Here is a 22,271-nt window from a genome sequence, read left to right on the forward strand (position 1 = left end):
TCAACCGTGCAATCCAATTTCAGGGGCAGTTTACTTGGCCTCGCAATAGGTGATGCTCTCGGCATGCCCGTCGAAGGTATGAGTTACGAGGAAATTAGACGGAGATTTGGCGAGATCAAGGACTTCATGCCATCAGAGGATGGATTATCTGCGGGAGAATGGACAGATGATACTGCCCAGGCATTGATTCTTGCAGAATCGCTTTTGGAAACCGTGTATTTCTCACCGGAGAATTTTGCGGAAAAGCTGGCAGGGCTGAGCATAAGCCACAGATTCGGACCCACATCTTCCCAGGCGATACGTCTGCTGAGACAGGGGTATTCCTGGAGAGAGAGCGGAATAAATTCAGACACGAACGGTTCTGCCATGCGAGTTGCACCCATTGGCCTTCTGTACAACCACAACTACAACCTCGTAGAGGAATATGCAGTTATTGCATCATCGGTAACGCACAAGGGCTCTGCTGCAATAGCAGGGTGTGTTGCCGTTGCCACCGGGGTTGCCTGTGCCGTAAATGAAGATGAAGAACTGGTAAACGAGGTGGTCAGAAGAGCAGAAAAATATGACACTCTTGTTGCTGAAAAAATAGAATATGCATATCAGATAAGAAAATCAGGTCTGGAAAAGGCAGTAAAGGAGCTGGGAAATTCAATCATGGCATTTGAATCCATACCCTTTGCATTTTACTGCTACTTTTCGTCAAAAAATTTCGAGCAGGCAGTTATCAAGGCTGTCAATGCTGGTGGCGATGCCGACACTGTTGCTGCTATTTCTGGAACGCTGAAAGGTGCCGAAGCCGGCATCGAGAGAATACCCGAAAGATTCAGAAAAATAAAGGATTACGAGCTTATTCTTGACTTGGCAGACAGGCTTTACGAGGTTCACCTGAAGATTACGAGGGTTGGTTAGCTTTTCATCATTTTAATGTATTCGAAGGCCGAATTTGCCGCAATGGCTCCTTCAGCACAAGCAGTTACCACCTGCTTCAGAGGGTTCTCGGTGCAGTCGCCTGCTGCATATACGCCATCCACGTTCGTCCTCTGCTTTCTATCTACCTTAATGTAGCCGGCAGAGTCCCGTTCCACTCCCAGATCCATGACAATGTCTGTCGCAGGCCTGATACCGACCGCAATGAAGATACCATCGACCTCAACAACCTGCTCCTCCCCGGTAGCTCTGTTGAGCAAAACAACCCGCTCTACCTTCTCGCCTCCTTCAATTCTTTCGACAACACTGTTCCAGATTACGGGGATCTCTCTTTTGAAAAATTCTTCCTGTAAAGCCCTATCTGCTCTCAGTTCGTCCCTTCTATGCACGAGTGTTACATCACATCCCGTTTCCTTAAGATAAATCGCATCGGTCAAGGCCGTATTTCCTCCACCGACAACCAGGACTTTCTTACCTCTGAAGAAATGGCCATCACAGGTTGCGCAGTAACTCACTCCCCTGCCCACAAACTCCCTTTCCCCGGGAACTCCGAGCTCCTTATGTTTTCCACCTGTGGCGATGATGAGGGCCCGTGCATAATATGTTCCGCCATCGGCAGCAACCTCGAATTTTCCGTTTGCTTTTTTCACATTCTCCACGTTCTCAAACTTGTGCACTGCTCCAAATTTAAGTGCCTGGTTCTTCATCCTCTCAAGAAGCTCAAATCCACTTCCCTCATACCCGGGATAGTTTTCAATCCAGGGTGTTAAAGAGAGCTGGGAAACAGGGTCCACACTTTCAAAAAAAGCCGTATTCAGACCGTATCTCGCCGAATATATGGCCGCAGTCAGCCCTGCCGGTCCTGCACCGATAACTATCACATCATATTCGTTGGTATCCTCGCCTTTCCCCATCAGATCCGAGCTTAGCATGACCTGCATTCTGTTCACCTCCCACTAACCTGAAAAGATTGCAGTAAAATAAACTTTTTCAGGTTTTAGCCTCTCTGTCCAATTCGACAGGTATGTTTTTACCTGAAAAGTTTACATTTTGGTTCAGGGTGTCGCTGAAAAGATGCCCAAGCTTTATTTAGTGCAGTAAAAATAAGATCAATAATTGTCAGCACATTAAGGTGGTGCAGGTGAACCTCCTGAGCAAAAATGAATTGATGAAAAAATACGGAGAAATTCCGTGGATCTCGCCCTACAGAAAGCTTGTAGCAATGACAGATGGAGAGTTTATCGAGCTTCACGAGTATCATGCGAGGGGAAAGTGCATAGGGGGTGCAGCATGGGAGACTTACCACTATCCGAGAGTGAGCGACTTAATAATATCTGCAAGAAGAGAGGGTGCGAGAAACATTTTCGTACTTAAAAAAGGTGAGACAAAGCTAAAACTGATACCCGGGATTGCCGGAGCCGGAATTGAGTCAGCCACAATCAAAAAAGACAGTATAGAGATAACATACTCGGGTCTTGCCGGCGGCGGGATAGCTGCAACGGTTTGCAGGGGTCTCGCCGAGGGGGTTGACGGTATTGAAATCATCAACCTCGGAGGTGGGGCTGAACTTGGCAGAGCAAAAATAAGGTTAAAACCTCACAGAAAGGTTGTCATAGGCATCGATGACACGGACAGCCGGGAAGGGGGCGCCACGTGGGCGCTTGCAAATGAGATAGCACACGCAATCGAGAAGAAAGGGCTCGGTCATTACCTGTCCCATGCAATCGTGCAGCTCTACACCAAGACACCAGAGAAGACAACAAACTGCGTTTCAATTGCAGTAACATTTGCAACAGAAAGTAAGGAAAAGCTCGTATCCGAATTCGCCACACGGCTCAGGGAGACTACGCTCAGCGATGAAACCGCCATGGCTGTGTGGGATAGAGTTCTCATCCCGGACGAGTTGAAGAGATACGCGAAGGATGCAAAAAGCAGGGTGGTACAGATTGAAGAGGCCATGAAGGTCGCAGAGAGGCTGGGCATTCAGGTGGTGGAGATAACTGGCGAAAGAGGCGTGATAGGAGCGATGGCATCGCTTGGTTTTGCAGACAATCCAGACGAGGCTGTGATGGTTTATGCTTGATCCCGAACTGAAACTGAAGCTTCTCATTCTCGGAGTGAGAAGTCCGAGAGGTCCGCTTAGGAAAGGCGGCGGTGGACCGAACGGAGGAGTTGGATTCAAAGTGGAGAAATCAGTAGTGTCGGCACCGGTACGGCAGAAATATGCTCGAAATTCGCCATTCAAAATCGTACAGGAGGGTGGAAAATACATCCTTTACGAGCTTGAAAACAGAATAGGTTATGTGGAGTACCCGGAGCCGGACTACTACGGCACAGTTGTCGGAGGTGTTCCTGCAGAGAGGTATGTTGCTCTGGACGGATACGACACCCTCGTTTCTGCTATCTCAAGAAAATGCATCCACTGGGAGCTCGGTAAAAAATGTTCATTCTGTAACATTCAGAAGGGGCTTAAAGACGCCATAGACGTGAAAAACCCGGAATTGCTGGCTCAGGCTGTAAAAATAGCCCACGAAAAGGACAGGAGAAGGCACCTCACACTAACAACGGGAACCGTGAACACGACAGGCAGGGGCGCCGAACTTCTCGCAACGGCGGTTAAAGCAATAAAAAAGGAGGCAGATATCCCGGTCCATGTCCAAATAGAGCCTGTGGACCGGTACTGGATAGAGAGACTGTATGAAAGCGGTGCAGACACGATCGGGATACATGTTGAAGTGTTTGACAAGGAGATCAGATCAAAAGTCATTCCGGGGAAACCCTCCCTGGACAGATACTTTGATGCATGGAAAATTGCCGTTGATGTGTTCGGAGAGTGGAATGTCTCGTCATGGCTCCTGACCGGACTCGGAGAAAGGCCAGACAGTGTAACCAGAGGTCTGGAGACAATGCTCAGCATGACAGTTTACCCGTTCATCGCCCCTTACAGACCCCCACCCGGAGCAGACCGCGAGCCTCCAGACCTGAATTACCACACAAATCTGCTTGAAAAAGTAGAGGAAACATTAAGTGATCTGCAGATTGTTCCAGCAGAGTTTAAATCCGGATGTCCCAGGTGTGGTGGCTGCTCGTTTATTCCTGAATTGCTATAAACTTTAAACCCTTCTTTTTGCCGGACCATTAACACTCACATCATGACTCACATCTCACCAAATCAATAAATTTTTAATAAATTTTATATTAAATCCTTTTAATTTAAATGATGAAAATATTAAATATTAAATTAAAATGTAAAATATTTTACTGATTAAATTTATTTCATTAAATCATTTCATTAAAATTTAATAATTTTAAATATATCTAATAGACAATACAACTTAGGTTTTTTAAATTAAATTTTCTGAATAAAATTGTTCCACAATTAGTGGAATAGAAATAAATTAGGCGACCCTAAAAATGCGGATTTAGGGAGATCGGTTGTTCCAAAATATATGTGAATACGGGGTATACGGTGTGTTCAAGGGGGGGTAACTGCACAAACCATCTGGAGTCGTGAAAAAATGGGTGAAGTGAGGATCATTTGTTACAAAATTTTTGGAATTGCATATTTTGCGAAGTGAGATTAATATTAATAAAATTATTTATTTAGTTTAATTCTTGAAATTTAATAATTGCGACTGTTTAGTATATTCAAAAACAAAAACATTAAAATCAATATATTTTAAATTTTTATTAAATTAATTCTAAAAAAATAATTAATTTAGTCAATTTAATAAAAATAGAAGCGATAAAATAACCGGTGAAAATTGTGAGTATTAAACGTGGAAGGATAAAAAAGAAAAAATTAAAATCAGTTCATAAAAGATATGGAATCAATGAAATATGCTCTTCACTGCCCGATGTGTGGCAGGCAGTTCAGAGATAATGGATTTACGCTCAGATGCCCAGATGGTTGCAATTCCATCGTGAGAACAACATATTTTGATAAACTCAGGCCTCAGGGTGTTGGTTTGTGGAGATACATCAACCACCTCCCGGTCAGATCCCCGCTCAGCTATGGGGATTACCCGGCCATCCTGAAAAGTGAGGAGTATTCATCAATGTACGAGAGCGAGATATACCTTATCATCAACGGATACTCTCCAGACTTCAATGTGAGAATGAAAACGTGTACGTTCAAGGAGATTGAAGCAATTGTTTCGTTAAAATATGCTGAGGAGTGGGGAAAGAACATAACCCTTGCATCTGTGGGCAATACGGCAACAGCGTTTCTCGAGCTTGGAAAGTACGTTGAAGATACAAGTGTTGTGCTGTTTGTCCCCGAAAAAGTGTTTGACTGTACATTCGAAATAGAGAGAAGCGAAAATGTGAGTCTTGTCATGGTGAAAGGCGGGTACAGCAGAGCCACAGAACTCGCACAGAGATTTGCACGCGCAAGAGATGGCTGGGAATATGAAGGCGGGGGCCTGAATTTTGCGAGGCGTGATGGACTTGCAACTTTTGCGTATGCGTTTTTCGAGAGGTTTGGATTTGTCCCCGACATGTATGTCCAGGCTGTCGGTAGCGGCACTGGAGTGATCGCATTTTATGAGGGTATGAAGCGCCTTGGAGTGATGCCGCCTTCCATGGTCATCGCACAGAATTCACCATTCACACCGATAGTCGATTCATGGTTGCAGAGGACTGAGAAAATTCCAGAGTATCCATTCGATCCCCTTGAAGCAATTTACGCCAAGGTGCTTTCCAACAAAAAACCACTTTACGAACATAAAGGAGGTTTGTTTGACATTCTGACAGAGACGAAAGGCCAGGCAGTATCCATTACGGACAGTGAGGCAAAAAAAGCAGGGAAGCTCTTTAAAAAGACCTGTGGATTTTCACTATTCCCTGCCGCAGAGGTGGCCATGGCGGTTTTGGACAAAATTGACCTGAACGGTAAAAGAATACTGATCAACATAACAGGCTCAGGACTGGACAACCTGAAAAAGGATTTTAAAGTAAGAAAACCAAAGCCCGATTACGTTGTTGAAGGTGAAGAGGATCTGGAGATGATTGAATGATCGAGGATGAGGTCATAGATAGAATTAAGTCTGCCGGTATCACCCACACTCTGTTTCTGCCATGTGAAAGAATAAAACTTCTGATTTCAAAGCTTCAGGATAATTTCAAATCCGTTCCCCTTTCGAGAGAGGAAGAAGGTGTGGGAATCTCAGCGGGACTCTATCTCGCAGGTCAGAAACCGCTGATGGTTATTCAGTCTTCAGGATTCGGAAACATGGTAAATGCTCTTTTAAGCCTTACAGAAACTTACAGACTTCCACTCCCGATACTCATAAGCTGGAGAGGTGTGTTCGGTGAGAAAATTGACGCACAAAAACCCATGGGCAGAAAAATCAGGAGCATGCTGAATGCACTCGGCATCCATTATACTGTTTTCGATGGCAACAACTCTGAAGACATTGAAAACACAATCTCCACAGCTTACGAGGAAAATAAGATTACAGCAATTCTGCTCAGACCGGATGTCTGGAGCATGGGTGAAGACCTTGCTTTTGAACCGAGAAGTTTCGAAACCAGGAAATTCGAAGTGCCTGGAGGAAAAGCCAGATACACCAGATACGAACTGATACAGGGAATGAAAGAGTTTCTGGAGGGAAAGATAGTTGTTTCAAACATAGGATATCCAAGCAGAGAGCTATACCATGTGATTGACCAGCCCTCGAACTTTTACATGCTCGGCAGCATGGGTCTTGCAACTTCAATAGCCCTCGGGATAAACCTGACAGGCAAAGAGGTGATATCCATTGACGGAGACGGCTCGATTCTGATGAATCCCTCAACGATATTCACCGCAGGGCTCCTTTCAGAGGAGGGGTTGAAGGTGATAGCAATTGATAATTCTGCATACGGTAGCACGGGAAACCAGACCACCGCCACGATCAGGGCAGATCTTTCGCTCCTCGGAATTTCGGCTGGACTCGAAACATTCAGAACCGTAACGCCCGATCAAATCACCTTACATGCCTCCAGACCGGAATCCATGTTTATTCATGCTCTTGCAAAACCCGGAAACGCCAGAGTTGGGACAATTCCACTCAGCCCTGAGGAGATACGGGACAGATTCATGGAGGCGATAAAGTGAGGATCGGTTATCTGTCCACACTTTACCACACGTCGCACATGCTAAAAGCAAAGGGACTCGTCAGAGCAGAGTGGAAAATATATGGCACAGGGATGGAGATTGTAAAGGCTCTTGAAGAGAAAAGGATAGACCTTGCATACGTGGGACTCACTCCCGTGATTTTCGCAATCGATAAGGGTGTTGACATATTCTGCATCTCAGGTGGACACGTGGAGGGGACTGTCATTGCCGGAAGGTTCGAGGGCAGATTTCCGGATTGCCTCGAGAGTAAAAAAATAGGAGTCCCTGCGAGGGGGAGCATACACGACGTCATACTGAGAAGTTACCTCGCAGAGCTTGACTTCCAAGTGGTCAACTACCCCTGGGCCGAGATGATTCTCGATGACTTTGCGGAAGGTAAGCTCGATGGCGTATGCGGGACACCCAACCTCGCAATACTGGCCAAGAGGTATGGAGCGGTGATTTGCGGCAGACCTTCAGATATATGGCCCTGGAACCCGAGCTATGGTATCGCTGTGAGAAGAGACTTTTTTGAAGAGAGCTGCGACACATTGAGAGAGTTCCTCATAAAGCATGAGTGGGCAACCAACATCCTGAGGGAGGCCGTGGATTACTCAGGAGCATTTCTTGAAAACTACATAAGAGGAGAACTGGATCATCTGACGATAAAAGATATGCTCACTCTGAGTCCAAAGTATTGTGCCTCCCTACCGGACGAGTACGTGAGCAGCACGCAGACTCTTGCTGCACTCATGAAAAAGCTCGGATATGTCGAAAACAGCCTTAAAAAGTCAGATGTGTTTAACTTCGATTTGATTTCTGAAGTGCATCCCCAAAGAGAACATTACTCCGTATGGAAAAACGGGAAAACGGAAAAATAAAGTGTGGAAAATATTCTTTCATTGTAGCCGGTTACGCCATTTCTCTTCTATCAAAGCTCTCAGACTTTCCAAAAGCTCTGGAAAATCTCATCACTGCACCGACGAGACCCGCCAGAACGATCGATGACAGGAATGTTATCCCGATTACTCTGAGATGTGTGCTGGGTTCAGGCATACCACCGTATGCAATCGACAGGATAAAGAAATTCACTGCAGAGAGGGCTACAAACATTATCCCCCAGAGCCTCAGGAACTCTTTCATTATTAATCACCAATAATTAGTTAACGCTGTTACCATATAAATAGTTTTCCATAATCAATTATGAGTGAGTGCCTGTCTGAAGTTAGGTAAAGATGTGAATGCAGCAGGGTTTAAGGCATCCTCCCGACCTCAACAATTTTCAGCCCCACTTAAGGTGTGTGGATCTGGAAGCCTGAGGTTCTAAATTAAATTTCTATTTGAGTATGAAACACTTTATACCTAAATTAAAGAATGAAATTTATTTAACTATAAAAACTATTTCCTTGAACATTGAAGACAGATGATTGAATACACAATTTTATACAGCCTTCGAGAGTCGAAAACTATATATTTAATCATTGTGATTTAAATAATTAATGAAAAAAGTGTTATTAATAGCCGACGATGATTCAATGGTTCAGGATGTTCTAAAAATCATGCTCTCAGACCGCTACGAGATAATTCTTGCATCAAACGGAAAAGAAGCGGTTGAACTGTACAAAAAACTGAAGCCAGATATCGTTCTAATGGATATCGTTATGCCAGGTATGGACGGTATTGAGGCCACAAAAATGATTAAACACATCGATCCTGATGCCAAGGTTCTCGCAATTACTGCCTACGCATCCCATAAGGGTGATAAAATGCTGGAAGCGGGTGCTGTGGACGTCATTGGCAAACCCCTGAAGAAAATGGACCTTGTAGAGAAAATCGAAAAGTACATCAATTCTCCATAATTGCTCTATATCTACCTCACCTCAGAGTTATTACTGGATTCATGGTACTTCACCGCACCGACGATGATTTTCATAATGGTCTCTGCATCACCGATTCTTAATGCATGGACAAACTTTGCTGCAACTTCTTCAACCTCACCATATGGATAAAACTTTATAAAAATCGTTTTAAAGAAAGTTATTATCATCTCCTGACTGCCATTGAAAAAATTCAATAAGCAGCGATATGTCTCAATTGGCTCTCTTATGGTTCTCTGAAAAAAGCTCAAGTCTTTAATATTCTTCCCACACGCAGAACTCAAATAAAAGTTCAAAATCGCAAGGAAACCCTGACCGTAAACGTCAGTAATCAATCTGTCCAGTATCTTCGCTGCATGATCAACATCAATGTTGGTGTCAAAGCGCATATCATGTCCTCCCTACACTTTAATCACCAGATTATAACTCTCCCTTCTTTGAAATCCATGGATCTGATTCTTTTATCATGAGTGGACCCCCTCTCTTTCAAAATTGTAATTCTACGCTTTATCTCATCTTTCTCGCGTTCAAACCAGAGAGCTATTATGTTGTCAGCTATGGTGCTAAGCTCAGCAATCTCTCCGCCAACCAAGTTTTTAAGAGCAGTCATTACCACCGTTGTCCCCTTAGCCTTGGACAGTAAAGCAAAATTTCTCGCCACTTCTAAGAACTCTTCCCTACCATAGTGACGTTCTAAAGCCCCCAACCCGTCCACAACAAGCCTTGACGGTCCGAATTCATCGTGGATTTTCCTGAAAAATTCATAATGTAACCCGGGTGTCAATTTCTGAGGGCTGTATGAAACAATCTTCAAATTGTCTTCAAGCTTACCGAGATCAAACTTCATATCTCGAATGACATTCTTGAGCTGCTCAGCCGATTCCTCATAACTCAGGTAGACCACCCTCTCCCCGCTAATGATGCCCTCGATGCAGAACATTAGGGCGATCATGGTTTTACCAGTACCGCTTGGTCCAGAAACGAGCGTAATGGACCCTTTACGTAAACCGCCTCCGAGCATTTTATCCAGTTCCGGTATCCCTGTAGACAGTCTTTTTCTCCCTATAGACCCTGAAAGCATTGGTTCCAGTGGAACATACAACCTCACACCCCTATCAGTTATGATGAATTCGTATGCTGAGTGTGGTATCAGTACTCCCCTCATTTTCTTTATTCTCAAAAGCCTCCTCGTGAGTCCTCTAAGTGAGGTTAACTCCAGCACTATGACTCCATCAACTATGAATTCCTCCACACCATGGCCAATAGTGGTAGCCCCAATAGGCATGTCAGCAATCAAAATTGTGGTAAGCCCCATGGATTTGGCTATCCGCGTCAAAGTTGAATGCAGAAAAGACCTTACCTCTTTCTCTCTCAAAAGAGCAATTAATGCAGTTATAGAGTCTATGACCAGTCGTTTAGCAGAGATCTCATCAGCAGTTTCCAGAATGGATGTGGCAATTGCATCCAATGCTTCCTTATCAGCAATTGTGAGTGCTTCAATGAACCTGAAATCCTTTTCATCAAGCCTATCAAAATCAAGGCCAATGGTACGCATGTTCCTGTAAAACTCACTCCTGTTTTCAGCAAAACTAACATAAATTCCGGGTTCACCATGGTGAAGCGCTCCGGAATAGATAAACTGCGCCCCAAATGTGCTCTTTCCAGAACCGGGATGGCCGGCCAGCAGCACTATGCTGTTTTTTACAATCCCTCCATTCATTATCTCATCGAAGCCGGGTATGCCCGTTTTCACCTTCACCAGCTCATCCATATTCTCAGCTCCTTCAGGGGAATATCCCCCTCTGGCCACCACAATACAATGGACTGGAGCAATTTCCTGAAGCCCCCCACGTTATTCGCGGAGGTGAAGTTGATATTACATTACATCCCATAGTCATTATTTATTATTCATATTTTTTTCGATGAACGGTTGCAAGCCTCTCGATGATTGCGTGTAATTCAACAAAAGGCGATCAGGGATAAAACAGCCATTTGGGCACTGAAAGAATTTGCTTTAAACCTTGGCCGGCTCATACAGTACTTTCTCAGACTCGCCCCATGCATCATCCAGCTCCCCGATAATCTCAACAATCCTGTCAACAGCCTGAAGTATCTTTTCTCGCGTCTGATCATCATCGATCAGTGTTTCTGCATATCCACGAATGGCAGTAAGAGGATTTCTAATCTTATCCACCAAATGTGCCAGAACAGAAATGTTGCCAGATATGTGTGTACTAAGTACATTTTTCGCATTTGCGTCGTCTATCGCTTTTATTGCAAATGCCAGATCTTCTGCAAGGCTTTGCAATAGCTCCTTCTCTGCATCACCAACATTCTCCATACACAAGTAACCGTAATTTCTTCCGCCATAGTTAATGCCAAAATACATACCCTCAGGTTCATTGGTTATTTTCGCAGAGTAATCAACGAGAATTTCTTCAACACGTTTCACCAGCTCCTCACGATTTTTTGCCCTGGCTATCGCCTCATGAACCCGTATAATTGTCCTGAGGAGTTTTCCCAGCCTCAGATACTCTGTAATGTCCACAGAAATTACCAGACAGAGTCTTTCTCCTCCCATTTGCACAGGAATAACCTGATTGAAAAAGTATTTTCCATCCCTCCTGTCTTTGAAAGAGACCACTGCATTCTCTTCAATAACTTTTCTCACCATCTGCATTCTCCATTCGGCAACATCTATGGGCAGAACGTCATAGATAGATTTCCCGACAGGGTTTGTACCAAGGCTTTTTATCATCGACGGATTTGCCTCAATAAACACGCCATCCCTATTCAATATCGCAATGAGGTCCGGCGAATTTTCGAATACCTTCCTGAATTTCTCCTCACTTTCACGCAATTTTTCGTCCTTCTTTTTCCTTTCAGTTATATCTCTGAAGATGAGCAGGATGGCAGGTCTTCCCCTGAAATTTACAAGGCTTGGATTCGCCTCCACCCACAATTCTCCCCCATCTGGCATGATGAGTGGCACCTCGACCGAATCGACATCCTCACCACATAGAACCTTTTTAATCCCATTTTCAATAAATGCACGATAGTCGGGGTGTATGCGATCCATAATCGTATTTTTCAAATCTCTTGAGTCGAGAAATTCTTTTGCTTTAGGATTGGCATACAGTATCTGATCGTCATTGTAGATAATTATCGGGTCGGGACTCTGGTTCACGATCATTTCAAATAACTCGAAATCCGAGAGCATTTCGGCAATTCTATTGGCAGTGTTGTGATCTGTCGAATCCATCCTGTCGCCCAAAACCACAACGAATTTGCTGTGCATTTTTGCTTCCTTCAAGAGCGTTTCATCAAAATCTCCTGTAGGGATTACTGCAATATCGCAATCCCGTATGTCGTCGAGATTCCTTATTACTATTATGCTCATCACAATAATTTATGACGTTTAAATATTTAAAATTTGCCAGAGAAGAAACAGATCCATAACACCATGACACACCCAACAATACAAATACATGGCAAAACAAATGGTAATGGGTCTTTTTGGAAGAATTTCACGCCGGGGCTGGGACTTGAACCCAGGAGCCCGAAACGGGCACCGGCTCTCAAGGCCGGCGCAGTGCCTCTCTGCAACCCCGGCTCAATCTGCCATTAAACGAATATGGTTTATGAACGTTTTGGTTAAAATTCGAATGTTTTTTATTTTATCGAAGATGAAAACAGAGTAATGATTATTGACTTCCACGTACACGTTTACGAGACCGTCTGGCACCCATGGGTGATGGAGTTTCTGAAAAGATCAAATCCAAACTTCGATTTCAGCAAGAAAATCACAAGAGAAAGACTTCTGAAAATACTGAACGATGCTGAAGTGGATTATGCTGTTGTTCTGGCAGAAAACGCGCCATCCGTTACAGGAATAGTCAGAAACGAATTCGTGGCAGAGTTCTGCAGGGGAAATGAGAAACTCATACCCTTCGCCTCGATAAATCCCAACACCTCTCCAGATATGGTGGAGGAGCTTGAAAAAGCCTTCGAAATGGGATGCAGAGGCCTCAAACTTCTTCCATCGTACATGTACTTCTACCCCAACGAAAGCAGAGTTTACAGGCTTTACGAAAGGTGTGCCGATCTGAAAATTCCGATCATGTTCCACACAGGCACATCCGTGTTCAGAAATGTCAGGCAGAAGTTTGCCGATCCGATATACTTAGATGACGTTGCTGTGGATTTTCCCGATCTGACCATCGTGATGGCACACTCTGGAAGGGGGATCTGGTATGATGCAGCCTTCATGCTTGCGAGAATCCATGACAACATTTACCTCGAAATCTCGGGCCTTCCACCGAAAAAGCTGCTCGAATACTTTCCGAGGCTGGAAGAAGTGGAGGACAGAATAATATTCGGCAGCGATTTCCCCGGAGTGGATATAAAAAAGAACATTCACGAGATTCTCGCTCTTCCATTAAAAGAAAAAACAAAGAGGAAGATTCTTGGACTCAACGCTGCTAAAATTCTGGGACTTGGAGAAGGTCAATCCCTGTCAGGGATGAGTGAACTCAGCCATCCAATGTAGTCAGATACCGACCTTGTCTGAATCCAGACCTTTCCCTTACCTTTGAATTTTGCTACCAGACCTTCCCCGCTCAGTATGGTCGCCTTAAGTCCGCCAGACCTCGAAATGGTGAAGTCAAGACCATCTTCAAACGCAACTATGTGTCCAGTATCGATTACGATCTCGCCATCCACTTCCAGTTCCTCTATGCCGCCAAACGATGAAAGGAATGCCTTGCCTTCCCCCTCTATTTTCAGCAGTATTATACCCTCACCTGCAAAAAAGGACTTTGCACCGCCCCATTTGCTCGTGATGTTCAGATTGGGAGAGCCAGCAAGAAAAGCTCCACTCTGAGCATATAAAGTTCCGCTAACATCCACAGCAACCACATCTCCCTGGTACGGCGGAGCAAGTCCGAGAACTGCGTTATTTTTCTCTGCGATGAACCTGTTCACGAAAAAGGATTCTCCGCCTATTGCCCTCTTTAATCCGCCCAGAAGGCCGCCCTTCATCTCAGTTTTCAGTTTTACGCCATCCATAAAAACCATTGCACCGGTCTCAGCTATTACCTCCTCTCCCGAATCCAGCACAAGCTTCAGGAGAGAATAGCTGGGTTTTGAGAGAATTTCGTAATTCATGGGCTGTCTATGTATACCACCATATTTTAACTTCACGACCGAACACAAGTTTCAGCATACAACCTCTCTTTCAGCTTCAGAGCAACGTTTACCAGGCTTATAAGCACGGGAACCTCGATTAATGGGCCAATCACTGTTGCGAAAGCCTGGTTGCTGTGAATTCCCCACATGGCAACAGCAACAGCTATGGCAAGCTCAAAGTCGTTGCTTGCTGCGGTAAAAGACACTGCCGTGGTTTTCGGGTAGTCAACTCCGAGTTTGTAAGCTATGAAGAAAGTTGTGAACCACATGATGAGGAAGTAAAGTGTTAGCGGGACTGCAACCCTCACAACCTGGAGCGGGAGCTCCACTATGTACTCTCCCTTAAGCGAGAACATCACGACGATCGTGAAGAGTAAAGCCGCTGGAGTTAGTGGACTTAATTTTGGAGCGAGAACATTTTCGAACCAATCTCTGCCCTTCAGCCTGAAACTCACATACCTTGTAACCACCCCTGCAATGAAAGGTATGCCCAAGTATATGAACACGGTCTTTGCAGCCTCAGTAATGCTGACATCCGCCTCAACACCCGTAACAAGTCCAAGCCAGTTCAGGGCGATGGTTATGAAGACGTATATGTAAATCGCGTAGAAGAGAATCTGAAATATGGCGTTGAAAGCTACAAGCCCTACAGCAAGCTCTCTGTCTCCCTCAGCCAGCTCGTTCCAGACTATGACCATCGCTATACATCTCGCCAGTCCAACGAGTATAACACCCATCATGAATTCCGGCAGGTCTCTCAGCAAAGTTATGGCGAGCAGAAACATGACCACCGGTCCCACAATCCAGTTCTGGATGAGGGAGAAGGCCAGGAGCTTCAGGTTCCGGAAAATCCTTCCCATCTCTTCATACCTCACCTTCGCAAGGGGCGGGTACATCATCAGAATCAGGCCAATGGCTATGGGAATCGATGTGGTGTCTACGCTAAGAGAACTTATGATGTCAGCTATGTCAGGATAGACGTAGCCAAGAGCCACCCCACCTATGATCGCCAAGAGTATCCAGAGTGTCAGATATTTCTCTATGATCGACAGCTTTCTACCTCCACTCACTGCACGACACCCCTTAGCATGGGTGAAAGTACATCTCTGATGCTTTCGTCCAGAAGTTCAGCCCTGACGAGGATGAGACAGCAAGGTTCGCCATTTTCGTCGCACCCGCTTATGGCCACGAGTCTATCTCCGGGTTTAATGTTTGCCTTCTCTCTAAGCTCCTTTGGCAAGAGTATCTGCCCCTTGCTGTCGACTGTTAAAATCGCCTCAATTCTCGTAGCTTTGCAATTTTTCATATTTTTCAGAAATTTCGTAATATTAAAAATTTTACGAAATCATCCATACAAGGTTTAAATCATGAGATAATACTACAATCCATGGAACTCGCAGAGCTCGCAAAGAAGATAAGCGAGAAATACGGTGAAATCGATAGAAAATCCGGCCCCCTGTTCCTCCTGTCGGTCTTCTTCGAAGAGGCTGGAGAACTTGCCGAGGCAGTGAGGAAAAAAGATGCTGAGTCCATAGAGGAGGAGCTTGCAGACAACCTATTTATGATCCTGAGCCTTGCAAACTACTTCAACGTTGATGTCGAGAGAAAGCTGATTGAAAAGTACATTGAAAATGATCCCTCAGGAAGGTGGGATCTTCCTTCTTAGCCTCTCAACAACCCTTTTTCTTTTTTCCACCGCGTTGTGAAATGCCTGATCCACCCGGGCTTTCATTTCCTCGAAATCCTCTGGATATTCCTCTCCGACAAGTTTCTTTATTGGAGTGTACGCAGATTCCCTGAACCTCGGTTTCAGGGGTTTTGTCTCTCCGTCCTCCACCGCAAAGGCTCCCTGACCCCTCTCAACCCATCCAACGATGTCCGCATTCACTCCCGCTTTTCGAATAATGCCAAGAACATCATCAGCAAGGCTTTCCGGGCAGATGACCATCAGAGAGTCAATGGATACGCCCATGAAATCTATCTCGAGCTTTTCAAGCATCTGAAACACTCTCCTGTTGATCAGGCCCCTGATTTTCTCAGTGTCGAAGTAGAGGGCCGTTCCGCTTGTTTTTGAAATCTCCTCCGCATCCCCTCTTACCCCCCCATTGGTAACATCGGACATCGCATGTATGCTCTTCACAACATCAGACTCTATCAGCGCCATGGCGGCAAAAATGAAGTCCAGATTGACAGTCTCCTCAACAACCTCATGCATTCCGTAATATATCGCAGCCGTAGCAACTGTCCCTCCTCCTGCCCCCTCTGTTAGAATTATCACATCCCCTGGCTCAGCATTCCTTCTCGGCGTTATATGCCTGGACACACCCACGCACCCAACAGCCCCGGTCATTCTTTCTCCTATGACCATGTCTCCACCTATCCTCAACGTGCTTCCCGCAACGAGCGGTACACCAGTAAGCTCGCTGACAGCAGTTATGCCCGCGAGATGGTCAAAAATTTTTGAAACGTCGCCATCGTCGGCCACATGGATGTCGGAAAAGAGAGCTACCGGCCTTGATCCCATGACAAGCACATCTCTCATCGCAGCCCTCGTTACGTGAAATCCCGCAATGAAGGGAAATTCCGAAAGTCTCGAGTGAATACCATCGATGGCAACTGAAATGTAGTAATCTCCCACCTTCACGACACCCGCATCATCCAGGTCCTTTGAGCTTACGACCGCATCGCCACACATCTCGGCAATCTTTGAGTGCACGTAGAAGTCGCCAGTGCCCCTGCTGCCCACTCCGAATTTGCCCATCGAAACGTTGCTCCTGTAATAATCCAGCAACCAGTCAGTTCTTGAGTAAGCGTTCCGCACCTCGACGATGACGGCCCTGGCAAGTTTAAACGCTCCATCCTCACTGATGTCCTTGAACTCCATGATGCGCTCCGCCAGCTTTCTCTCAAGATCCGGGTCGTCAATGTGTTTTCTTGCATAGCCCTCGATGTCCATTTTTTCACCTCTGAATCAGAATCAGGCCTGCAACAATCAGCATGGTTCCGAGAATCACGTTCTGAAAATTGAAGCTCTCTTTCAGGAGCATTGCCGAAAAAATTACGGTGAAAAGCGGGTAAACAGAAGTTACCGGAATGGTCTTAGAAACACCAATCTTCTGAATTGCTGTGAAGTACACAATCATTGCAATGCCTCCAGCTATCGCTCCCGCTGCGAAAAGCAGTGAAACACTCTTGGCGTTCAACTCCTGCGCTTTGAACTCTCCCGATGCTGCGAGAACGAGAGACATGACAATAACAGCACCGATCGACCTGATCAGAGTTGCAGTGTAAATCGACATCCCTTCAGATATGCCGAGCTTGTCCAGTATCGGCACAAAACCCCAGAGAACTGCTGCCATGATGGCATAAACGATTCCGTTCATTTCAACCTCCTCCTGAACTCATACATGAGTACTGCAGATGCAGATGAGAGGTTCAGACTTCCCACATTTCCGTATCCCGGTATTTCAACGATTTCATCACACTGCTTTTTAACAGGGTTCGAAAGTCCCCTGTCCTCACCTCCAACAACAATTGCCAGTGGTGGATCCATAAAAGCATTTTCAATTTTCTCGCCACCGATTTCAGCACCCACAGTATGAAATCCAAGTTTTTTCAGGTTTTTGATTGTGTTGGCGAGGTTTGCAACCCTTGCAATGTCAGCGTGGAACACTGCCCCGGCGGAAACTTTCACCACAGTCTCGTTTATCTGCGCACTCCGTCTTTTGGGGATGACCACACCGGAGCATCCGAAAAACACCGCATTTCGTATGACTGCCCCAAGATTCTGCGGGTCCTGAACAGAGTCCAGCAGCAGTAGAAAGCCGCCCTGCCTGACTGCCTTCTCAGCCACATAATCGACGTCCTTGTATTTTATCGGAGATACCTCCGCCACAATTTTATTTTCGATATTATTAACGGCGTAAACAGGAACTCCTGCTTTTTTTGCCGTATTAATCAGCCTTTTGAGCCTTTCGGATCTGAAATCAGGATTGAAATAAATTTTGTTGACCTTCCCCACATTCAGGGCCTCTGAAACGCTGTTTATCCCCGAAACACGCATACAGGATAATGACCTGAACGGATATTTATACTGTGCTATCTCAAATACGTCCCGGTTACAGCCCCTTCAATTTTTGCCACAAGTTTTTTGACAAAGTCAACCACATCAACGCTTTCAATATCGTCAAGCCCGATCCAGGCAACTTCCTCGGCATCACTCATGGCTCTGGGTTCCCCGGTTATTTCGGCAAAGAAATCCACTATGACGTAGTGATACTCCACATTTCCCTTTTCGTCGAGTATGATTTCATCCGTAACACAGGCAACGTCCTTAATAACCACACCCACACCAAGCTCCTCCCATATCTCCCTCTCAAGGGCTTCTTCAAGCCTTTCGCCCTTCCTCACAAGACCGCCCGGCACGGACCACTTGCCCTTATTCGGCTCGTTCGCCCTCTTAACGAGGAGTATTTTTCCGTCCCTGATAACCACGGCCCCAACTCCAACCAGCGGTCGCTCAGGATAACGTCTCATTTAAATCACCGACGCAAGGGCTATTGCTCTGGCAAACCCCTCAGAAGTCTGACCTCTGCTCGTATCCACCAGCCGGTACGGAATGTTGAAGTACACCGCACCGTATTCCTTTCCGCCGCCAAGATAGCAGAGGCTCCTGAAAATCAGGTTTCCGGAAATGCCATCAGGTGCTATAACCACTCCTTCTCTCACAGCCTCCTCCAGTTTTATTTCGTAATTCCTGCCACCCACCAGTTTTGCAACCAGTTCAGCTTCAGCAAGAGTTCGATCAACTCGCTCACTCCTGCCCAGGTCTCCGTACCTCCCACCTGCAAGAACCGCCACGCCAGCATTCAGTCCGAGCTTTTCTGCAAGTTCTCTTGAAAAACCGGCCAGCATCACTTTTTCCCGAACGCTTTCCCCCTCATCAACACCCACAGGAGATAGCAGAAAGAGATTTCCGTCAGCATCTTCAAGAACCGCCACCCTCACGGGACTGAAACTTTTCCTGAGCAGTCTCAGAAGAGAGGATGCTCTTGCAGTTCCCCTGACAGCAGAATAGACTCTTTCCCTCTCGAGCATTTCGATCAGCTTCCTTTCCGTCTCCTCGCCCTCATCCACCACAACAACATCTGCAAATTCAGATGCAAGATCAACCGCATTCAGGATTCTCTCCTCGCTTGTGCTGTCAAATCGGTAAAGCCCTACAGCCACCCTCTTTCTCCTGCCCAGTTTCTCCCTGATAAAAGGGTGAAGGTGAATCATAACCCGCTCACCTTGCTTATAATGCCGTCAAGAATGTACTCAACGCTGATTGCGGCAAGAAGTATTGCCATGACTCTCGCAATTATGTCCGAACCGCTCCTGCCGAGAACTCTCATCAGGAGGAGGGAATAGACATGCGTGAGTCTGACTATGACATAAACAAGTATCACCGCAAGAACCACCAGCATTTTGCCAACTAGGTCAACACCGGAAGAGAGAACAACAACTGCTGTAATCGCCCCCGGACCACTGTAGAGTGGAAGTGCAAGCGGGAACACCGCAATAGAGTCTATATCAGCACTGCTCTTCCCCTTCTCCTCGTAAATTTCTCTCGACTTTCTTCCGAAGAGAATGTCAACCGAGATTATGAACATCATCAAACCGCCGGCTATTTTCAGAGCCTCGATCGAAATTGAGAAAAACTCCATTACTGCCCAGCCGGCAAAAACGAATATTATGAGGATGACCGCACCGATGAGCGTTGCCTTCTCGGATATTCTTTTCACAAGCCTCGCATCCATGCCCTCCGTCAGAGCCATGAATGTGGGGATGTTTCCGGGCGGGTCGATTATGATGAAGAGCGTGGTAAAAGCCGTTATGAAAAACGCAAAGTAGTCCGTCATAGTGATCTTCTCGCCTTGTTTATATTTTCAAGGAGCTTAACGGCATGCTCCTGGGACGGAAAGCTGAAAAGTCCACAGTCCGGTCCGATATACTTCAGTCTGTCGTCAAAGAGCTTCTGAGCTTTGAGGATTCGCTCCTTTATGACCTCAGGGCTTTCGATGGTATCAATCGCCTTCAGTATCTCATCTCTGTCCTTCCAGGCATTGCTCCCAGTCCTCGCATTGTATTCTGCAACAATACCGTCAATGTCACTTCTCGCAATGCCAACACGTACATACTTGCCGGCGGATTCAAGCTCCTCCCTATCGACGAATTCCATCGCCCTCTCATCTTTTGCTGATTCAATACCAACCACGTTTATGGACTCGATACCCAGAATTTTGGTATAGTAGAGCGGTGAGTGAAGATGTATCTGAACGTCTCCACCGAAACTTATGTTTTCATACGCAATTTCAAGCTGGTCCTCGGTTGGCTGCAGTTCTGGATTTGTTCCGAGACTCGGTTCATCGAGGCTTATGCACCTCACCACAGCCTCATCAAGGTTATCCACAAATCTACCCACTGAAATGGAAATTTTTTCGAGAACATCATCGTAGATTACAGAGCCGAACTCTCGATAGTACAGCTCAAACGGTCCGGTTATGCAGACTCTCAGCCCCTCAACTTCCATTTCCATTAAGGCCTCGACCTCTCTTATCCTCGCAAACTCCTTTTCGATCAGATACACGTCCTCCTGATACTCGGGATTCTTGATTAAATCGAGAAACATCCGATTCATATCCCTGAACTGGGGGTATGTGGGAACGTCAACGCCGGCGTTAACCTTCATCAGAAATGCTCTCCTCACCATCTCGGCATACTCTCTGGAATGAAGGTTTTCCTCAACCCAGTCTCGGGATATCCCCTCGGGGAGAGGAAAGCTTCCGATTTCGTCGAAGATCATTTTTCCACCTCCCTCCTGCTTTTTATGTCCATGATCAGGGCCCAGGCAACCTTGGGGTCGATGGTATCATGATCGAGAGATATCGAGTCCTCAGACTCCCACACGGCCTCGAAAAATTCCTTGGCCTTCTTTGCCAGTGCCGGGTTTTCGGCATAAAAACCTATTTCATAGTTCTCATAGAGTCCTGTCTGGGACAGGTTGGCGGTCGTAACAAGGACCTCTCTCTCGTCAACAATCACCATTTTTGCGTGAATGTTGTCGTTGAGCTTGACACTTCCCGGAGGGAACATCTCAAGGAACCTCTTCAGTGTGAAAAACTGTTTCCTGTCCTCCTGAACATCCTCAATGTTTTTGTAAACGTCTCTCCTGTAGCTGGGCCAGGTCACAATTCTGAACTTCACACCCTTCCCCATCAGGGGCTGGAGTTCTGCAGTGAGCCAGTCAGTGTAGTAGATGTGCGGAGAGGTGATCAGAATTTCCTTCTCAGCATTCCTTATCATTTCCTTCATTTTGGATAGCAACTCCCCACTCCACGGGGGGTTCTTAACAATATCGTGCTTCTTCAACCTTTTTTCAATCCTCAGGTTGTAGTAAAGCAGTCCGGTGAATGCCAGAACTGTGAGAAAGGCACCCATTATGTTCAGGAGGTAAAAATTCGGCACCTTTTCAAAGGTTACATAGACGCTTATCTGATCGGGCGGGTTTATGAAGTCCCAGTCAATGCCGTCAATCCTGTTCAGGGATTTGTAATAGAACTTTGAGTTGGAAGAGACGGTCAGAATGTTGTAATTCGAGAAGAGCGAATCGGGAAAGTCAAGAAATATCCTGAACCTCTCAACATTGTACCCGAATCCCCTGAAATACGACGGAAATTCGTAGGTTCCGAAAGAGTACGTGTTTTCGCCCAGAGCTTCCAGTGCGTTTCTCAGCTCCCTCTTTATTGTAATCTGGTACTCCTCAAAAGGTCTCAGCGTTTTTTCTATCTTTATGACCGCATACCTCCTCCCATTCTCATCCGTAGTGCGGGTGAGCTTGTAATAACCAGAGGGTTTCTCGTTAACCTCGACAACCTTGGCCATGTCCGATTCGGGAATGGTCAGGACGAAATTCAGCACCTCCACCTGATTTTCATTTGTGTTCTTGAACTTTAAAGTGAACTCGTCCTCAACAAGGTCAACTGAAATCATCTTGTAGGTTATTTTCGCATCCACCGTTATATTCTGGCCCTTAACAGGAAATGCAAGCATGGCCAGAATAACCGCGGCGAGGATAATCCAGTCCATGTTCCGGAGAGATTTCACCACTACCACGAATAACATTGAAAATGTCCAGT

The 22,271-nt window shown here is 45.8% G+C and carries 25 protein-coding genes and 1 tRNA gene; 9 read left to right on the forward strand and 17 right to left on the reverse strand.

The annotated features are described in order from the left end of the window. Window positions 1-6 precede the first annotated feature (6 nt). Window positions 7-909 carry an ADP-ribosylglycohydrolase family protein gene (locus tag LPQ35_RS00120; protein ID WP_193806859.1) on the forward strand — a complete coding sequence of 301 codons (903 nt, stop codon included), beginning with the start codon at window positions 7-9 and terminating at the stop codon, window positions 907-909. On the opposite strand, the gene trxB is transcribed toward LPQ35_RS00120, so the two are convergent. After that, window positions 906-1,868: a thioredoxin-disulfide reductase gene (trxB, locus tag LPQ35_RS00125; RefSeq protein WP_193806857.1), complete on the reverse strand. Its 963-nt coding sequence runs from the start codon at window positions 1,866-1,868 to the stop codon at window positions 906-908. The two genes, LPQ35_RS00120 and trxB, sit on opposite strands and share 4 nt — an antisense overlap. Before the next feature lie 200 nt (window positions 1,869-2,068). Here trxB and mmp11 point away from each other — a divergent pair, with 200 nt between their 5' ends. The 5 genes from mmp11 (at window position 2,069) to LPQ35_RS00150 (ending at window position 7,908) form a co-directional block, all read left to right on the forward strand. Then, entirely contained in the window at window positions 2,069-3,010 is a 942-nt protein-coding gene (gene mmp11 / locus LPQ35_RS00130) for a methanogenesis marker protein 11 (protein ID WP_193806855.1), read from the forward strand. Then, window positions 3,003-4,037, forward strand: coding sequence for a radical SAM protein (locus LPQ35_RS00135; RefSeq protein ID WP_193806853.1), 1,035 nt, complete (start codon window positions 3,003-3,005; stop codon window positions 4,035-4,037). Before mmp11 ends, LPQ35_RS00135 begins: the two co-directional genes overlap by 8 nt. Before the next feature lie 723 nt (window positions 4,038-4,760). Then, the gene (locus LPQ35_RS00140) at window positions 4,761-5,945 is read left to right on the forward strand and encodes a pyridoxal-phosphate dependent enzyme (RefSeq protein ID WP_193806851.1); all 1,185 of its coding nucleotides are present in this window, start codon (window positions 4,761-4,763) and stop codon (window positions 5,943-5,945) included. Next, the gene (gene comD / locus LPQ35_RS00145; RefSeq protein ID WP_193806849.1) at window positions 5,942-7,027 is read left to right on the forward strand and encodes a sulfopyruvate decarboxylase subunit alpha; all 1,086 of its coding nucleotides are present in this window, start codon (window positions 5,942-5,944) and stop codon (window positions 7,025-7,027) included. The genes LPQ35_RS00140 and comD overlap by 4 nt, the downstream gene beginning before the upstream one ends. Next, the gene (locus tag LPQ35_RS00150) at window positions 7,024-7,908 is read left to right on the forward strand and encodes an ABC transporter substrate-binding protein (RefSeq protein WP_193806847.1); all 885 of its coding nucleotides are present in this window, start codon (window positions 7,024-7,026) and stop codon (window positions 7,906-7,908) included. The genes comD and LPQ35_RS00150 overlap by 4 nt, the downstream gene beginning before the upstream one ends. A 31-nt stretch (window positions 7,909-7,939) precedes the next feature. Here the strand turns inward: LPQ35_RS00150 and LPQ35_RS00155 are convergent, their stop codons facing one another. Then, window positions 7,940-8,170, reverse strand: a complete 231-nt coding sequence (locus tag LPQ35_RS00155) for a hypothetical protein (protein ID WP_048091612.1) — start codon at window positions 8,168-8,170, stop codon at window positions 7,940-7,942. Between the two features lie 356 nt (window positions 8,171-8,526). Between LPQ35_RS00155 and LPQ35_RS00160 the strand changes: the two genes are divergently transcribed. Continuing rightward, a complete protein-coding gene (locus tag LPQ35_RS00160) occupies window positions 8,527-8,886 on the forward strand; it encodes a response regulator (protein ID WP_193806845.1) in 360 nt (119 codons plus the stop codon). An 11-nt stretch (window positions 8,887-8,897) separates the two neighbouring features. Here LPQ35_RS00160 and LPQ35_RS00165 read toward each other — a convergent pair whose 3' ends face one another. The 4 genes from LPQ35_RS00165 to LPQ35_RS00180 form a co-directional block, all read right to left on the reverse strand. Beyond that, window positions 8,898-9,293, reverse strand: coding sequence for a hypothetical protein (locus LPQ35_RS00165; protein WP_193806843.1), 396 nt, complete (start codon window positions 9,291-9,293; stop codon window positions 8,898-8,900). Window positions 9,294-9,316: 23 nt separating this feature from the next. After that, window positions 9,317-10,675, reverse strand: a complete 1,359-nt coding sequence (locus LPQ35_RS00170) for an ATPase domain-containing protein (protein ID WP_193806841.1) — start codon at window positions 10,673-10,675, stop codon at window positions 9,317-9,319. Window positions 10,676-10,918: 243 nt separating this feature from the next. Further along, complete coding sequence (locus LPQ35_RS00175; RefSeq protein WP_193806839.1) at window positions 10,919-12,304, reverse strand: PAS domain S-box protein; 1,386 nt, start codon at window positions 12,302-12,304, stop codon at window positions 10,919-10,921. A 130-nt stretch (window positions 12,305-12,434) separates the two neighbouring features. Further along, window positions 12,435-12,517: transfer RNA gene (locus LPQ35_RS00180), tRNA-Ser, on the reverse strand. Window positions 12,518-12,604: 87 nt separating this feature from the next. On the opposite strand from LPQ35_RS00180, the gene LPQ35_RS00185 reads away from it, so the two are divergent. Beyond that, window positions 12,605-13,453: an amidohydrolase family protein gene (locus LPQ35_RS00185; RefSeq protein ID WP_193806837.1), complete on the forward strand. Its 849-nt coding sequence runs from the start codon at window positions 12,605-12,607 to the stop codon at window positions 13,451-13,453. Here the strand turns inward: LPQ35_RS00185 and LPQ35_RS00190 are convergent. From LPQ35_RS00190 to hgcC, 3 genes are read right to left on the reverse strand one after another with little or no spacing between them, the layout of a single operon-like run. After that, a complete protein-coding gene (locus LPQ35_RS00190) occupies window positions 13,411-14,070 on the reverse strand; it encodes a TIGR00266 family protein (protein ID WP_193806835.1) in 660 nt (219 codons plus the stop codon). The two genes, LPQ35_RS00185 and LPQ35_RS00190, sit on opposite strands and share 43 nt — an antisense overlap. 32 nt (window positions 14,071-14,102) lie before the next feature. Beyond that, window positions 14,103-15,161: an ACR3 family arsenite efflux transporter gene (gene arsB, locus LPQ35_RS00195; protein WP_193806833.1), complete on the reverse strand. Its 1,059-nt coding sequence runs from the start codon at window positions 15,159-15,161 to the stop codon at window positions 14,103-14,105. Further along, window positions 15,158-15,397: an HgcAB-associated protein HgcC gene (hgcC, locus tag LPQ35_RS00200; protein ID WP_193806831.1), complete on the reverse strand. Its 240-nt coding sequence runs from the start codon at window positions 15,395-15,397 to the stop codon at window positions 15,158-15,160. Before hgcC ends, arsB begins: the two co-directional genes overlap by 4 nt. Window positions 15,398-15,478: 81 nt before the next feature. Between hgcC and LPQ35_RS00205 the strand changes: the two genes are divergently transcribed. Beyond that, window positions 15,479-15,757, forward strand: a complete 279-nt coding sequence (locus LPQ35_RS00205) for a MazG nucleotide pyrophosphohydrolase domain-containing protein (protein ID WP_193806830.1) — start codon at window positions 15,479-15,481, stop codon at window positions 15,755-15,757. Here LPQ35_RS00205 and LPQ35_RS00210 read toward each other — a convergent pair. The 8 genes from LPQ35_RS00210 to LPQ35_RS00245 are packed head-to-tail and all read right to left on the reverse strand — an operon-like array spanning window position 15,731 to window position 22,248. Continuing rightward, window positions 15,731-17,047: an AIR synthase-related protein gene (locus LPQ35_RS00210; RefSeq protein ID WP_193806829.1), complete on the reverse strand. Its 1,317-nt coding sequence runs from the start codon at window positions 17,045-17,047 to the stop codon at window positions 15,731-15,733. The two genes, LPQ35_RS00205 and LPQ35_RS00210, sit on opposite strands and share 27 nt — an antisense overlap. 4 nt (window positions 17,048-17,051) lie before the next feature. Continuing rightward, complete coding sequence (locus LPQ35_RS00215) at window positions 17,052-17,474, reverse strand: EamA family transporter (protein WP_193806828.1); 423 nt, start codon at window positions 17,472-17,474, stop codon at window positions 17,052-17,054. After that, on the reverse strand, window positions 17,471-18,154 hold the full coding sequence (rlmB, locus tag LPQ35_RS00220) for a 23S rRNA (guanosine(2251)-2'-O)-methyltransferase RlmB (RefSeq protein ID WP_193806827.1): 684 nt from the start codon (window positions 18,152-18,154) through the stop codon (window positions 17,471-17,473). The genes LPQ35_RS00215 and rlmB overlap by 4 nt, the downstream gene beginning before the upstream one ends. A gap of 35 nt (window positions 18,155-18,189) precedes the next feature. After that, window positions 18,190-18,627 (reverse strand): NUDIX domain-containing protein, encoded by a 438-nt coding sequence (locus LPQ35_RS00225; RefSeq protein ID WP_193806826.1) that lies wholly within the window; start codon window positions 18,625-18,627, stop codon window positions 18,190-18,192. Continuing rightward, complete coding sequence (locus LPQ35_RS00230) at window positions 18,628-19,371, reverse strand: phosphotransacetylase (RefSeq protein ID WP_193806824.1); 744 nt, start codon at window positions 19,369-19,371, stop codon at window positions 18,628-18,630. Beyond that, entirely contained in the window at window positions 19,368-19,994 is a 627-nt protein-coding gene (locus LPQ35_RS00235) for an NAAT family transporter (protein ID WP_193806822.1), read from the reverse strand. The genes LPQ35_RS00230 and LPQ35_RS00235 overlap by 4 nt, the downstream gene beginning before the upstream one ends. Continuing rightward, a complete protein-coding gene (locus LPQ35_RS00240; RefSeq protein ID WP_193806820.1) occupies window positions 19,991-20,938 on the reverse strand; it encodes a methionine synthase in 948 nt (315 codons plus the stop codon). Before LPQ35_RS00240 ends, LPQ35_RS00235 begins: the two co-directional genes overlap by 4 nt. After that, window positions 20,935-22,248, reverse strand: coding sequence for a phospholipase D-like domain-containing protein (locus LPQ35_RS00245; RefSeq protein ID WP_193806818.1), 1,314 nt, complete (start codon window positions 22,246-22,248; stop codon window positions 20,935-20,937). Before LPQ35_RS00245 ends, LPQ35_RS00240 begins: the two co-directional genes overlap by 4 nt. Window positions 22,249-22,271 lie beyond the last annotated feature (23 nt).

Source organism: Geoglobus acetivorans, assembly GCF_039641995.1.
GTDB lineage: Archaea > Halobacteriota > Archaeoglobi > Archaeoglobales > Archaeoglobaceae > Geoglobus > Geoglobus acetivorans.